At 68.8% G+C, this 13703-nt stretch carries 14 protein-coding genes and 1 pseudogene; 9 read left to right on the top strand and 6 right to left on the bottom strand.

The window, feature by feature from the left end; genetic code table 11:
- Positions 1-10: 10 nt before the first annotated feature.
- Genes paaC through paaE form a run of 3 tightly spaced genes read left to right on the top strand, consistent with a single transcriptional unit; the run spans position 11 to position 2495 of the window.
- Positions 11-877 carry a 1,2-phenylacetyl-CoA epoxidase subunit PaaC gene (paaC, locus tag OG948_RS02360; RefSeq protein ID WP_406293388.1) on the top strand — a complete coding sequence of 289 codons (867 nt, stop codon included), beginning with the start codon at positions 11-13 and terminating at the stop codon, positions 875-877.
- Positions 874-1389 carry a 1,2-phenylacetyl-CoA epoxidase subunit PaaD gene (paaD, locus tag OG948_RS02355; protein WP_406293386.1) on the top strand — a complete coding sequence of 172 codons (516 nt, stop codon included), beginning with the start codon at positions 874-876 and terminating at the stop codon, positions 1387-1389. The genes paaC and paaD overlap by 4 nt, the downstream gene beginning before the upstream one ends.
- Complete coding sequence (gene paaE / locus OG948_RS02350) at positions 1389-2495, top strand: 1,2-phenylacetyl-CoA epoxidase subunit PaaE (RefSeq protein ID WP_406293385.1); 1107 nt, start codon at positions 1389-1391, stop codon at positions 2493-2495. Before paaD ends, paaE begins: the two co-directional genes overlap by 1 nt.
- Positions 2496-3337: 842 nt before the next feature.
- Here paaE and OG948_RS02345 read toward each other — a convergent pair.
- Together OG948_RS02345 and OG948_RS02340 are read right to left on the bottom strand one after the other, a co-directional pair.
- The gene (locus tag OG948_RS02345) at positions 3338-4345 is read right to left on the bottom strand and encodes a zinc-binding dehydrogenase (RefSeq protein ID WP_406293384.1); all 1008 of its coding nucleotides are present in this window, start codon (positions 4343-4345) and stop codon (positions 3338-3340) included.
- Positions 4342-4740: a hypothetical protein gene (locus tag OG948_RS02340; RefSeq protein ID WP_406293383.1), complete on the bottom strand. Its 399-nt coding sequence runs from the start codon at positions 4738-4740 to the stop codon at positions 4342-4344. The genes OG948_RS02345 and OG948_RS02340 overlap by 4 nt, the downstream gene beginning before the upstream one ends.
- A 311-nt stretch (positions 4741-5051) precedes the next feature.
- Between OG948_RS02340 and OG948_RS02335 the strand changes: the two genes are divergently transcribed.
- Genes OG948_RS02335 through OG948_RS02310 form a run of 6 tightly spaced genes read left to right on the top strand, consistent with a single transcriptional unit; the run spans position 5052 to position 11661 of the window.
- The gene (locus OG948_RS02335) at positions 5052-5465 is read left to right on the top strand and encodes an antibiotic biosynthesis monooxygenase family protein (RefSeq protein ID WP_406293381.1); all 414 of its coding nucleotides are present in this window, start codon (positions 5052-5054) and stop codon (positions 5463-5465) included.
- Complete coding sequence (locus tag OG948_RS02330) at positions 5458-7512, top strand: hydantoinase/oxoprolinase family protein (RefSeq protein WP_406293379.1); 2055 nt, start codon at positions 5458-5460, stop codon at positions 7510-7512. Before OG948_RS02335 ends, OG948_RS02330 begins: the two co-directional genes overlap by 8 nt.
- On the top strand, positions 7509-9227 hold the full coding sequence (locus OG948_RS02325; protein ID WP_406293378.1) for a hydantoinase B/oxoprolinase family protein: 1719 nt from the start codon (positions 7509-7511) through the stop codon (positions 9225-9227). Before OG948_RS02330 ends, OG948_RS02325 begins: the two co-directional genes overlap by 4 nt.
- A complete protein-coding gene (locus tag OG948_RS02320; RefSeq protein WP_406293376.1) occupies positions 9224-10480 on the top strand; it encodes an amidohydrolase family protein in 1257 nt (418 codons plus the stop codon). Before OG948_RS02325 ends, OG948_RS02320 begins: the two co-directional genes overlap by 4 nt.
- An 11-nt stretch (positions 10481-10491) precedes the next feature.
- Positions 10492-11106 (top strand): helix-turn-helix domain-containing protein, encoded by a 615-nt coding sequence (locus OG948_RS02315; RefSeq protein WP_406293374.1) that lies wholly within the window; start codon positions 10492-10494, stop codon positions 11104-11106.
- Complete coding sequence (locus OG948_RS02310) at positions 11107-11661, top strand: helix-turn-helix domain-containing protein (protein ID WP_406293373.1); 555 nt, start codon at positions 11107-11109, stop codon at positions 11659-11661. It abuts the gene before it with no gap.
- Between the two features lie 28 nt (positions 11662-11689).
- Here the strand turns inward: OG948_RS02310 and OG948_RS02305 are convergent, their stop codons facing one another.
- From OG948_RS02305 to OG948_RS02290, 4 genes and pseudogenes are all read right to left on the bottom strand, one after another.
- On the bottom strand, positions 11690-12151 hold the full coding sequence (locus OG948_RS02305; protein ID WP_406293372.1) for a hypothetical protein: 462 nt from the start codon (positions 12149-12151) through the stop codon (positions 11690-11692).
- Positions 12152-12832: 681 nt separating this feature from the next.
- A complete protein-coding gene (locus OG948_RS02300; RefSeq protein WP_406300400.1) occupies positions 12833-13087 on the bottom strand; it encodes a hypothetical protein in 255 nt (84 codons plus the stop codon).
- Positions 13088-13098: 11 nt separating this feature from the next.
- Positions 13099-13257 (bottom strand): hypothetical protein, encoded by a 159-nt coding sequence (locus tag OG948_RS02295; RefSeq protein WP_406300399.1) that lies wholly within the window; start codon positions 13255-13257, stop codon positions 13099-13101.
- An 86-nt stretch (positions 13258-13343) separates the two neighbouring features.
- Positions 13344-13655 (bottom strand): annotated as a pseudogene (locus tag OG948_RS02290) (protein-L-isoaspartate O-methyltransferase family protein); the annotation flags it as partial.
- Positions 13656-13703: the final 48 nt, after the last annotated feature.

The raw sequence follows: 13703 nt of genomic DNA, 5'->3' as shown, positions 1-13703 counted from the left end.
GGAGCAGGTCATGAACGACGACCACGCCTACCCGTCCCTGGGCGAGGGACACCCCCAAGGCGATGGCCAATGGGCCTTCGGCACCGGGTTCGAGGACCCCCTGCACGGCGCCGACACCACCGTGCCGGACGGGGTCGACATCGAGGAACTGGCCGCCTGCTGCCTGTTGTTGGCCGACGACGCGCTGGTCGCGGCCCAGCGACTGGCCCAATGGTGCACGTGCGCCCCGGAGTTGGAGGAGGAGGTCGCGCTCGCCAACATCGGCCTGGACCTGCTCGGCCAGGCCCGGCTGCTGTACGCCCGGGCCGGCCAAGTCGACGGCACCGGCCGGGGCGAGGACGCGTACGCCTACTTCCGCGACGCGGCACGGTTCCGCAACGTGCGGCTCGTCGAACTGCCCAACGGCGACTTCGCGTTCTCGATCGCCCGGCTGCTGGTGTTCTCGGCATGGCGGCTGGCGCTGTTCGAACGACTGACCGACACGGCGGATCCGATCCTCGCCGCCATCGCGACCAAGGGAATCAAGGAACTCGAGTACCACCGGCTGTACGCCGCGCAGTGGGTCGTGCGCCTGGGCGACGGCACCGCGCAGTCGCGGCTGCGGATGCAACGCGCACTGGACGAGGTGGCGCCCCATCTCGCGGAACTCTTCGCCCCGCAGGATGGTCTGAACGAGTTCCTGCGCGCGGACCCCACGTCGGTGCGCGAGGAGACGACGGCGTTGGTGGGCCGGGTGCTGGACGCGGCCGGCCTGGTGCTCGCGCAGACCCAATCGGCGGCCGGTGGGGGCCGCGACGGGCTCCACACCGAGCACTTGACCGTGCTGTTGGCCGAACTGCAGAGCGTGGCCCGGGCCGACCCGCAGGCGACCTGGTGACCGCGACCCGCGCCGACGGCCTGCGCGCGCGGCGCATCGCCGAGCAGGCGCCGGACCCGGAGTTGCCCATGCTCACCCTCGCCGATCTGGGCGTGCTGCGCGGCGTCGAGGTCGACGACCGCGGCACGGTGACCGCGACCCTCACGCCCACCTACTCGGGCTGCCCGGCAATGGCCGAGATGCGCGCCGAGGTGGCGCGCCGCCTGTACGCGGCCGGGTTTCCCGAGGTCCGGATCCGCACCCGCCTGGATCCGCCGTGGACCACCGACTGGATCACGCCCGAGGGACGACGCCTGCTCGCCGAACACGGCATCACCCCACCCGGACCCGCACCCCGGCACGCGCCCGGACCCGTGCCGTTGCTCCTGTCCACCGCTCCACCCATCGTGCGGTGCCCACAGTGCGGGTCGGTCGACACCGAGGAGACCTCCCGCTTCTCCGGCACCGCCTGCAAGGCCCTGTGGCGCTGCCGCACCTGCCGCGAACCCTTCGAGTACCTCAAGGAGATCTGATGGCCCCGCCCACAGCACAAGACGCGCGGCCCGCCCGCCCCCGCCGCCGCCCGGCGTTCCACCCCCTGCGGGTCGCCGCCGTCGAACCGCTGTGCGCGGACGCCGCAGCCATCGCCTTCGAGATTCCCGAGCACCTCGCGGCCGAATACGCCTTCGCCCCCGGGCAGTCGCTGACGCTGCGCCGCATGATCGACGGCCGCGACGAGCGCCGCTCGTACTCGATCTGCGCCCCGGCCGGCTCCCGGCCCAGGATCGGCGTCCGCGTGGTACCAGGCGGGCTGTTCTCCTCCTGGCTGGTCAACGAGCTGCGCCCCGGCGACACCGTCGAGGTGATGGGTCCCACCGGGACCTTCACGCCGGATCCGACCGAGCCCGGCCATCACGTCCTGATCGCGGCCGGCTCGGGCATCACCCCGATGCTGTCGATCGCCGCGTCCGTCCTGGCCGCCGACCGGACGTCGCGGGTAAGCCTGTTCTACGGCAACCGGCGCAGCGACAGCGTGATGTTCGCCGACGAACTCGCCGATCTCAAGGACGTGCATCCCGGCCGGCTCCAACTCGTCCACGTCCTCTCCCGTGAGCCCCGCGAGGCCCCACTACTGTCCGGGCGGCTCGACGCCGAGCGGCTCGGTGCCCTCGTCGCCGCCCTGGTCGCCGTGCCCGACGTTGCCCACTGGTGGTTGTGTGGTCCCCACGGCATGGTCGAGGACGCCCGACGGGTCCTCGCCGACCTCGATGTGCCGGCCGATCGGGTGCACCGGGAACTGTTCCACGCCGAAGGCGACCCGCTCCGCACCGTTCAGCGCCCGGACGCCGCCCCGACCGGCCCGGTCAGTCGAGCAACCCTCACGCTCGACGGCCGGACCACACCGGTGGCACTGCCGCGTGATCGGTCCATCCTGGACGGCGCCCAACTCGTACGCTCCGACCTACCGTTCGCGTGCAAGGGCGGCGTCTGCGGCACCTGCCGGGCCCTGGTGAGCGGCGGCGAGGTGGACATGCGCCGCAACTTCGCCCTGGAACCGGCCGAGGTCGACGCCGGCTACGTCTTGACCTGCCAGACCTACCCCGTCTCCGAAGCACTCGCCGTCGACTACGACAGCTGAGGACACCGGCGGACGACATACCGGCGCGGAACCGACGTCCTCGCCGAGTGTCGTGGTTCGGTGCGACGTGGACACCCCTCGGACGCACCCTTGTTGCGCTCCCCGGAAGGTCCGGCCCACCAAGAGGACGTCGTCGAGGGCCACTTGTGGGCCCCGTCGGGCGTCGATCGCGATCGCGGCCAGGCCGATCGACCGTTCGTATTACAGGTTGACCGCCGCACCGGGGATGCCCGAGCCCGCGGTACCGCGCGCGGGCCACAGATCGGCATACGTCACCCGCCCCTCGCCGTCCCCGCCCCTCCCGATTGCCTCGGTGTCGGCGGCGTGGGAGCCGTGGGGTTGTCCGGGCCGGGTGGGTTCACGGCGTCGCGTGCTCGTAGTGGGGGCGAGCGCGCGGAACGTTCCGCCGCGGCCCGGACCCGGTACCCGATCGCGTGCGGGCGCCTTCCCGCCGCCGACCGTTCGGGGGACCTCGCTGCCCGGCTCGAGGGTACGGCCCGGGTCGCGGCCGGGTGAGGGTGCCCGGCCGCGGCCCGCCCCCGTTGTGCGGGCCGTGGCGGCGCGGGTACGGCGGCCCCGGTAAAGGGGCCGCCGGGTGCGGGCGGGGCCGGCGACGGGTGGAACCGACCCCCACGTCGGGGACACGAGCGGACCCGCGCTCGGTGATGCCTTGCTCCGTTCCGCCGTCCCGCCCACGGTCGGATTTGTGGAAGCGGTCGAAGATGTGCGCGAGCACAGCGCGCCGACGGCACCGCGCACCATCTCCCGACCCCCGGCGGCATGCTCAGTGGTGTCCTGCCCGGTCGAATTCACATCGGCCCACACCAAACTGGCCAGAATTTTCAACACTCGCCCGCCGGGCATCGCACGACGATTTTGCCGACGTGGCGATTTGATTCCATGGCGTAGTAGGCCGCGACCAGATCCGGGAAAGCAAAGGTGGCGCCGATTCGAGGTCGCAGCCCGGCGTGGACCGCCTTCTGCACGAATTCGACCCCAGTGCGGCGCTCGTCTGCCCGCGCCATGTGGTTGAACAAGGAGAACGGGCGAAAGACGGCCTCGGCTCGACACATCTCCGCCATCGGGATCGTCGGCAACCGACCGCTCAGCATGCCGAGGCCGAGGACTGTCGCCCCGGGGGCAAGGTGTTCGGCATAGTCGTTCAACGAGTCCCCGCCCAGCGAGTCGAACGCGACGGCCACGCCGCGCCCGCCGGAGACTTCGTGGATCGTCGCAGCCAGGCTCCGGCTCCCGGGATGCACCACCGCAGTGGCACCGGCTGCTCGCAGCAGCTCGGCCTTCGCCGTCGACCGGGTTGTGGCGACGGTCCGTGCGCCGAGCAACGAGGCGACCTGCAACGCACCCAGCCCGGCCGAGCTCGCGGCGGCCGTCACGAGCACCGTGTCCCCCTCTTCGACTCGAGAAGCGCCCTGGAACGCAAAATACGCGGTGAGATATTGCATCCAGATCGAGCACGCCTCGATGTCGTCGAGAAACTCCGGAGTCGGAGCCAGATAATCTGCCGGCACGGTCGCAGTCGTACCCTGCACCCCGTGATGAACAGTGAAGAACGGAAGGCTGCCGACGCGATCTCCGACACGGAAATCAGTGACGTCCGGAGCGACGGCGGTCACGATGCCGGCGGCTTCCGAGCCCAATCGCGACGGCAATTCGGGAATCGTGTAATATTCGCCGCGCAAAAACATCAAGTCGCCGCGGTTCAACGCGAACGCCGACACGGCGAAGCGTACTTCGCCGGATCGCAGAGGGCGGTCGACGGCCGGCTCGATTTTCAGGACTTCGGGTCCGCCGTGCTCGTGGAAAACCACCGCGTGGTCACGGGTGTTCATCGCGCACCCGCCGCGAGGTCGGGAGTCGTCGGCGTGAAGAGGTCGCAGGACCTGCTTTCGGGAGGTCTGTCGTATCCAAGCCTCATCGAGTCCATCCACCCTTCGACCCGCGGCCGATGCGTCACCCTGCGTACCACGCGGACGAACGGGCCGGCGAAGCAGTCGACGGCAGCGGCGGCGGCGCCGTCGGATCCTCCGGCCGGCATCACCCGGGAAGGTGGTGCGGCGGTGAGCAACTCGTAGGCAGTGACCTTGGGATGCGCGGGGTTCGGCAAGCGAGGGGGGACCGGGCCGATGCGGGTGGCGGGGTCGGCCGCGGCCCGCCACGCGGTGGCCCTCGGCGCGTCGAACGGGCCGGTTGTCGACGGCTTGATGCACAGGGTTCGTCGTGTCATTACGTCACCTCGACCATCTGGGTGGCAGTGAGAGAGCCATGCGGCGCCGATGCGGGGCCGGGCGCGAGACAGGAACGGGATCGCGCTTGCCGTGGAGGCCGACCGGCAGCCGAGACGTGTCCAGATGATGGCCGGGATGCGGCCGCTTTGCCAACCGGAAGTGCCGGGCCCAAGACGGATGTTCCGAGGTGGGCGGGCCGTGGCGCCAGATGTCTCGCCGGGGCACCAGCCCGGGGCCCAAGGGGTGCAAATCGTCTCGGAGCGCCTGGATACACCTTGACATTTCCTGTACGGGAGGGCAATTTTTAGCCATGCAGGAATCACCAGTGCGGTCGGGCCCGATCATCTCTGTTCTGCGGATGACCCCCCGACCAGGGGCGGCCGAAGACCTGGCCGCCTGCATCGAACGTCTGGACGTCGGAGGACTCGCGGTCCGCCGCGCCGACTGTGGCGGGGTGGCGGTGTTGACTCCGGAGAACGAGAACGGCGACGTTCTTGTCGTGGCCTGGTGGAAGAGCGAGGACGATCACCGGCGCTGGCAGGACGATCCGATCAGGGCCGAACTCGCGCCCGACCTGGCTGTCCACACTGCACAGGATCCGCTGTCGGCGCCGAGTTCGTCCCTCTACCGCTTGTCCCAGGTAGCGGGCGACGGGCCGCTCCGGCCGTCCGCACCGCCGGTTGGGCTGTACACATCAGATCAGAGTGGAGAAACACATGACTGAGACCGTTCGTCTCGCCGTCGACGTCGGAGGCACGTTCACCGACGTCGTGAGCCTGGACGAGTCAACCGGGCGGCTCGAGTTCGCCAAGGTGTCCACCGTCCCGAGCGATCCGAGCGCCGGGGTCCTCGACGCTTTCGCAGCGTCCGGCGTTGCGGTCTCCGACGTCGACACCTTCATCCACGGGACCACGCTCGGGCTGAACGCGCTCTTGACACGCACGGGAGCACGGGTCGCGGTTGTCGCGACCCACGGCTTCCGCGACGTCTACCTTCTCGGGCGAACCGACCGCCCGATGAACTACGCCATCGCCTACAGAAAGCCGCCGGCGTTGCTGGAGCGAGCGGACACCTTCGAGGTCGTGGAGCGACTGCGCTTCGACGGCTCGGTCGAAACCGAGTTCTCGATCGAGAGCGCACGAGAGGTCGCCCGCGTGATCGCCGAGCGCGGCTACGATGCCGTCGCCGTCGGTTTTCTCCACGCGTACGCGAATCCCGGGCACGAACAGCGGATGCGTGAGGTGCTGCTGGAGGAGGCACCCGGGATCATGGTGTCGCTTTCCCACGAACTCTCCAGGGAGTACCGGGAGTACGAGCGAACCAGCACAGCGGTCCTGGACGCGTATACGAAACCCTTGGTCGGCCGCTACCTGGACGTGTTGTCCGGCGCGCTGGACCGGCAGGGCTTTACCGGCAAGTTCCTCATGACGCACTCCGGCGGCGGCGCGATGACCGCTGCCGCGGCGAAGGAACAGCCGGTGAACCTCATCCTGTCGGGCCCGGCAGGCGGGGTGATCGGCGCCTCGGCGTTTTCCCGTCTCATCGAGGAGCCGAACCTCATCACCATCGACATGGGCGGGACGAGCCTGGATGCCTCGCTCATCGTCGGACACGAACCCGTGGTGCTCGTCGGCGGCGAGTTCGAGCAGATGCCCATCAACATGCCGTCGCTGGACATTCACACGATCGGCGCAGGCGGCGGTTCGGTCGCCTACCTGGATGCCGCCGGCGCTTTGCAGGTCGGCCCACGCAGCGCCGGCGCCGCTCCCGGGCCCGCCTCGTACAACCGGGGCGGGGAAGAGCCCACGTTCACCGACGCGGCACTGTGTGTGGGTTTCCTCGGTACCGACGCTCCGCTGGGCGGGACGTTGGCCCTTCGCGACGATCTCGCCCGAAAGGCCCTGACCCCGATCGCGACCAGCCTCGCCATGACCGTCGAGGATCTGGCGGCGGGAATCCTGAGGATCTCCACGGCGAAGATCGTCGGGGCCGTCCGGACGATCACCGTCGAGGCCGGCCGGGATCCGAAAGACTTCGCGCTGCTGAGCTTCGGCGGGGGAGGCGGCCTTGTCTCGGCCGACGTGGCACGCGAACTGGGCGTGCGGACGGTACTCGTTCCTCCCGGCCAGGGTGCCTTCTCCGCCCTCGGCATGCTTCTCTCCGACGTACAGCACTCCTTCGCGCGGACTCTGCTGATCCCGTCGTCGGCCATGGGGGGCGCGGAGTCCGAAGCCCGGTTCGGCGAGATGGAGCACGATGCCCGCCGAGTCCTGGTCGCCGAAGGCTTCGCAGCGGACCGCCAGGTGCTGGCACGCTCGGTGGACGCGCGCTATGTCGGCCAGGAGCACACCGTGACCGTCGCGTCTCCGACCGAGGGAGCGGACGGCGGATGGCTCGAGAGCGCGTTCACCCGGGAGTACCAGCAGAAGTACGGTCACACGCAGTCGGGCCCGATCGAGATCACCACGGTTCGGGTGCGGGCGACGGGTCTGGTGCCGAAGCCGGACCTCCCGCGCGCCGAGGCCCGGCCGGCGAGCCGGCGACCCGCTCCCGTGGGCCGCCGCAAGGTGTACCGCGCCGGACGATTCGTCGAGTACTCCCGTTATGCCAGGGAGGACCTGCGAGCAGGCGACGCGTTGGCCGGGCCCGCGATCATCCACGAACACACCGCGACCACCGTCGTGCACGAAGGCGACACGGTGTCCGTCGGCGCCTACGGCCAGCTGACGGTATCGATCGCCGCCACTACCGACCACAAGGAGGAGCGATGACCGACCCCGACCCGATCGTCACCGAGCTGATCCGGCACGGACTCATCGCGGTTGCCGACGAAATGGCCCGCACACTGTGCCGCACTGCCTACAACACCGTCGTGTACGAAATCCGTGACTACGGCGTCGGCGTCCACGACGCCGCCGGCGATGTCGTTGCCGATGTCCCGGGCATCGCCGCGTTCACCAGGGCCAACGACGTCGGCATCAAGCACGCCGTCGACTTCGTGGGCCGGGACGCGATGCGGCCGGGCGACGTCTTCCTGCTGAACTACCCGTACTGGTCCTCGGCGCACACCCTGGACGCCCTGATGTTCGCCCCCATCCATCACGGCGGCCGGCTGATCGGCTACTCGTCCTGTCGTGTCCACCTGCTCGACCTCAAACAGAAGGATCCGGGCTACGTCCTCGATTCCACCGACATGGCCCAGGAAGGAATCTTCTTCCCGGTCTCACGCCTGTACTCCGAGGGCGTCCCGAACGAGGACATCTGGAACATCGTCCGCTTCAACAGCCGCATGCCCGAAGCGACGATCGGAGACATGCAGGCACAGGTGGCCACGTGCATCACAGGCGTGCGCCGTACACAGGAGCTTGCCGCCAGGTACGGCGTCGACACCGTTCTCGAGGCGATGGGGCAGATCCACGAGCACGGAGCCCAACTCGCGCTGGCCGGCCTTCGTGCTCTTCCCAACGGATCCTGGAGTGCCCACGACTTCGTCGACAACGACGGAGTCGACCGTGACCGCCCCATCCGCCTCCAGGTCACCGTGACCGTCACCGACGACGAGATGATCGTGGACTGGACCGGGAGCGAGCGGGACGTCCGCGGCCCGATCAACATCCCTCGAGGGCTGACCGAGTCGATCAGCTGTCTCGTCTTCAAGTCGCTCACCACCCCCGACTCGCCCGTGACCGCAGGCAACTTCCGGCCGCTGCGGGTCGTCACCGACCCGGGCTCGGTCATGCATGCCGTGCCCCCGCAGCCCACCTTCACGATGTGGCCGGGCCTGCTCGCCGGCGAGGTCATTCTGAAAGCGCTGGCCCAGGGCATGCCGGATCACGTGCCTGCCTGCTCGGGCGGAGACATCTCCTCGCTGATGACCTTGGGAACGCATTCCCAGACCGGCCTGCCCTGGGTTCAGGCAGGAAACGAGGCGGTCGGTTTCGGAGGGAACGCCGCCGCGGACGGCGAGGACGGGATCATGCACCTGTCCGAGCCCGGATGTCGCAACACGCCCGTCGAGGTCATCGAGAGCAAGGCTCCGTTGTTCATCGAAGCCTACGGCTACCGTGAGGACAGCGGAGGTCCCGGCACGAACCGCGGGGGAGTCGGAGTGAGTCGGCGGTACCGCTTCCTCGCTCCGAGCACGGCCATCTCCCTGCTGTACAAGTCCGACACGGCCCCATGGGCGATCGGCGACGGTCACGAGGGCACGCACAACCACCTCATCCTGAATCCCGGGTCGGCGAACATGCGATTCGCGAACTCGACCCGAGACGTCGCGGCCGGCGACATCATCGTGAACAACACCGGCGGTGGCGGTGGATACGGAGATCCACTCGAGAGGTCACCGCAGCGAGTCGCAGACGACGTCCGCAACGGATTCGTCTCGCCGGCTGCCGCGAAGGAGCGGTACGGAGTGGTGATCGACCCCGCCACGTCGTCGGTCGACGAACAGGCGACCGCTTCCCTGAGGGGCGGCACACGGTGAGCGAAGAGACCACTCGGCCGACCGCGATCGTCGACTGCCGAGTCTTCGACGGCGAGCAACTGCGCGAAGGCCCCGTCAGGTTCACCCGCGAAAAGGTTCTGTCCGTCGGGGAACCGGCACGGGAAGGGGACCTGCTTCTCGACGGTGCCGGAGGCACTGTGATCCCGGGGATGATCGACGCCCACTTCCACGCTTTCGCCTCCCACCTCGACATCTTCTCGCTGGAGTCCACTCCTGCGACCTTCACCGGCATCATCGCCGCCCAGAGGCTCTCGGCCGTCCTCGCGCGAGGATTCACCACAGTCCGCGACGTTGCGGGAGGTGATCACGGACTCGGCAAGGCGATCAGAGAAGGCGTGATCGAGGCGCCTCGCTACCTCTACACCGGGCGAGCGCTCAGCCAGACCGGCGGCCACGGCGATCTGCGGTCCCCCGAGGCGGAATGCGGCCATCCGGCGGGATGCCTGGGAGAAGTCGTCGACGGCATCGATCCGCTCCGGCACGCGGTACGTGAACGCTTTCACCGCGGCGCGCATGCGATCAAGATGCTGCTGTCCGGCGGCGTCATCACCCCGAACGATCGGCTTGACACGGTTCAGTACTCGCCCGAGGAGGTGCGTACGGTCGTCGAGGAGGCGCAACGACGGGGAAGCTATGTGGCGGGCCATGCCTACAGCTCGGCCGCGGTCCGCCACGCGGTCGACAACGGCGTCCGCACCGTGGAGCACGGGAATCTGATCGACAGGGAGACCGCCGATCACATGGCCGCCGCCGGCGCCTATCTCATCCCGACGTTGATCACCTACGACGCGATGAGCCGGCGCGGCGCCGGGCTCGGCCTGGACGCCGCCACGTGCGAAAAGAACCGCATCGTGACGGAGAAGGGCCTCGAATCCCTGGCACTGGCCGCAGACGCCGGCGTCCCGATCGGCTTCGGCACAGATCTGATGGGCGAACTGGAGGACGAGCAGTCTCACGGCATTCGGTTGCAGGTCCAGGCGCTCGGAGCACTGGCCACTCTGCGCTCGCTGACCTCGGTGAACGCTGATGCCATCCAGCGACCCGATACGGGCCGACTTCGGCGAGACAGCGTCGCCGACCTGGTGTTCCTACCCGGCGACCCCTGCGAGAATCCGGCGCTCCTCTGGGATAACATGATCCCGCGCTCGGTGTTCCAAAGCGGTCGTGTCATCTCCGGACCGGAACTCGCGGAGCTATCACAGTCGGTTGAAACCGGGCCGGGCAACCGGTAGAGTCCGGAAATGTGAGCGACAAAGATCAGTCCGGTACCGAAAACCGAACTGGAACACCTCAAACAGATGTTATCGCATCTGAATTGGGTCAGCGGATCCGCAGCGCTCGCAAAAAACGTCGAATGTCCCTCGCTGCCTTTGCCGAAGCGACCGGCTACAGCGTCGGCTTTCTCTCCCAGATCGAGACCGGCGCGGCTCTTCCCTCTCTCAGCGCCCTCGCTGCCATTGCATCGATCACGGCTACCGACGTGCGTGATCTGCTCGATATCACACCAGGCGCGGCCCTGACGCTCACGAGGAGCTCCGATGCACCCGTGTTGACGTTGGGGTCCGCGTCGGGTTCACGTTTTCGTCTTTTCTCGGCTCGCGGTACGCGTGCCACGTTCAGTGCGATGATCGAAGAGGCCCCACAAGCCGCGTTGAGCGAGACCTTCCAGTTCCAGGGAGAGCGCTTTGTGCTGATGCTGGACGGGACGCTCACCATTACATTGCCGGCGAGTGGTGGCACCTGCCATCTCCAGGCCGGCGATGCTTTGCATTACCGCGCCACGACTCCTCATCAACGAAGCGTAGATGATCAGGATGGTGCCGTCATGGTCTGGCTGACCTATCCTGCGATCATCTGAATGTCCGAAGCGAACGAGCCGGCAGCCGGCCTGATCGACCTGGAATCCATCGGTCCACGTCTTCGCGATGCCCGGATCTCGCGAGGCCGTACGCTGAAGAGCACCGCTCTCGCGGCGTCGGTCTCCGTTTCCTATCTGTCCGCGGTGGAGACCGGAAAGAACACACCCTCTTTGCCCATCCTGTTGCGGCTCGCCGAAGCCCTTGAGGTCCCGCCGGCCGATCTGCTCGCCGAGTCCGCTCCCGTGCCCTGCCGATTGACGCGTAATGCGCCGGACCGCCCTGGCATTACAGATCTGGGCCATGAGGACCTGGAACTCGGCATCGCAGGAATTCTCGCCACGGCGCATGAAACAGGAACCGCGCCGGTATCCGTCACGGACCGGGAAGTCTTCATTTACGTAGTCGACGGAGAAGCGGGGATCACCGTCGATGGGACGCGGGTCCTACTGGGCGCCGGAGACGGCCTCAACGCCATCCGGGCACGCAGCATCTCGTGGGACGGCGTCTCGGCTCGCTCGTACATGCTCTGGGTCAGTGGTCACGTCTCGGCTTGACTTGTCGGGCTTCCTGGATCGGTCGACATCAGGTGCCGAGGGTTCGCCAAGACCGCGACGTGGGGGTCCCGGGTTGGTCCAGGAAGATTCGATTCGGAAGGCGGTAGGCGGTCGTGACGAGCGGGATTCCTCGACAGCGGGCCGCGTAGCGGGCCTTGGCGAGGCCGCGTTTGGCGTACACGAGCGCGGCGTCGTGGCGCCGGTCGGCGCGGGCGACCATGGACGCCGCGCCGAACCTCCACGCCCGCAGGTCGTCGGCCGCGCAACGTTCGCCCAGCAGCACGGCCGCGGCCGGGTGCGCCCGGGCTCCGGTGTGGTCGGCGAGGTGGAACGCGAGGTTGCCCAACGGCTCCACCGCGTCGTCCGCGCGACGAACGGGAAAGGCTCCGACCGCGCGTCGCCGCAGCCGGAGCCTTTCCCCGTCGACCTCCGCGAGGCACAGCCCCACAGCACGCCACGAGGCGAGACGTGTGGACCCCGCGAAGGGCACCCGGCCACCCTTACACCAACCCGACCCCGTTGCGGGCGGTTCACCGGAACGAGACGAACGCCGTCGTCGGACGAAGGCTCTCGCCGCGACGTCACATCGATCGACCGGCGGCTGCGCGGCGGTGTGGCTGGTTCAGTCGAGGTCGTCGCCGAGGGCTCTCAGCCGCGGGCAACCCCGAGAACTCACAAACCCCGCCGAGACAACCTCGCCCTACGCTCACACCGTATCCCGATCGCGGTAAGGGGCCTCGACAGGCTCCTGCGCCCAAGAAGCCTGTCGTTGGGGTGCGTTGGCCAGCACCACACCCAACTTCACCGCATGCGCCTCACTCGCCGCCTCGACGGTCTCGACGTGTTTGCGCGGCACGGTGTGCCGACCGTCGACGAACTGACCCGCGCCCGCCTTCGGACCCGTGCGATCCGTGCTCGAGGGGAGCTGCAATAACGATTTCGGCCCACGGAACCCCAGCGGCCGCCGCCGGCCGCACCGACACCACGACGAACTCCTGCTGCGCCACCGGCCGGCGCGGATCGCCGCCGGTGACCGCGGGATCGACCAGCGGATCACCACATGCGAACGGGAACTCCACGACGGACCCGCGCCCACGGGAACACAGTGTCCATCCGCCGCTGCGCAGCGGCGGTCCCCCTGTCACTGTTGTGGTTCACCCGCCTGGGTGGACTACATCTCCCAGCGTCGTTCGGGTCGTTCGGCCCAGGCCCATTGCCGGTCGGGTTCGACGGTGATGCCGAAGTCGTAGCCGTGAATGTGGTGTTCGTCCTGCCATTGCAGGGCAGCGTCGACCCCGTCCCACAGTCGGCGCGGCCCGCCCTGGACGGCCTTGCCGATCCCGGGCCGGTTGTCGACCAGCGCCCAGGAACGCTCGGTGTCCCACAACTGCCACACGGTTCCCCCGACGAGTGTCCGAAGCTGCACATCGGGCAGTCTCAGCGCGACGGCGTGGGGAAGTTCCCATCCCGGTACAGCGACTCCAGGACCCACTCCACCTCCGCCTCGCCCGTGGCCGGCTCGGCCTCACGCGCGGCCTCCAGCCCGCCGCCGTCGCAGCGTTGGCCGCGCAACTCCATGACCGCCACGCTGCGCACGAGTTTCCCCGACGCCGTGCGGCCGTCGTTGTCTGCGACCAGGCGCAGGAGGCGCCGGCGCCGAAGCCGGGCGACCAGGGCGCGACGATCACCGCGCCGGGGCGGGCCTGTTCAATCCACGTGTACGGCACCGGGTGGGTGAAGGCGGCGGTGGCGTGCACTCGGTCGAAGGGTGCGTGGTCGGGGGCGCCGAGGGTTCCGTCGCCGGTGATCACCGTGGGCGCGAGGCCCAGTCGGGCGTGGGCGGCGCGGGCGTCGGCCGTGAGGGTGGGGTCGATCTCGATCGAGACGACGTTCTTGTCGCCCAGGTGTCGGGCGAGGAGGGCGGCGGTCCAGCCGGGACCGGTGCCGATCTCGGGGACGACGACCGAAACGCCGAGGTGGGGCCGGCGCTTCATCGGGTGTCGCTTCATCGGGTGTGCTCTCGGATGTGCTCTCGTCGGACA

Origin of the sequence: Embleya sp. NBC_00888 (assembly GCF_045207655.1) — a bacterium.
GTDB lineage: Bacteria > Actinomycetota > Actinomycetes > Streptomycetales > Streptomycetaceae > Embleya.
Note: the sequence above shows the minus strand (reverse complement) of the source record. Positions and strands in the feature narration are given on the sequence as shown.

Excerpts from the sequence above, each read along its gene's own strand:
- paaC (WP_406293388.1), top strand. The coding sequence starts at position 11 with ATGAACGACGACCACGCCTACCCGTCCCTGGGCGAGGGACACCCCCAA.
- paaE (WP_406293385.1), top strand. The coding sequence starts at position 1,389 with ATGGCCCCGCCCACAGCACAAGACGCGCGGCCCGCCCGCCCCCGCCGC.
- OG948_RS02345 (WP_406293384.1), bottom strand. The coding sequence starts at position 4,345 with ATGAACACCCGTGACCACGCGGTGGTTTTCCACGAGCACGGCGGACCC.
- OG948_RS02340 (WP_406293383.1), bottom strand. The coding sequence starts at position 4,740 with ATGACACGACGAACCCTGTGCATCAAGCCGTCGACAACCGGCCCGTTC.
- OG948_RS02335 (WP_406293381.1), top strand. The coding sequence starts at position 5,052 with ATGCAGGAATCACCAGTGCGGTCGGGCCCGATCATCTCTGTTCTGCGG.
- OG948_RS02330 (WP_406293379.1), top strand. The coding sequence starts at position 5,458 with ATGACTGAGACCGTTCGTCTCGCCGTCGACGTCGGAGGCACGTTCACC.
- OG948_RS02325 (WP_406293378.1), top strand. The coding sequence starts at position 7,509 with ATGACCGACCCCGACCCGATCGTCACCGAGCTGATCCGGCACGGACTC.
- OG948_RS02310 (WP_406293373.1), top strand. The coding sequence starts at position 11,107 with ATGTCCGAAGCGAACGAGCCGGCAGCCGGCCTGATCGACCTGGAATCC.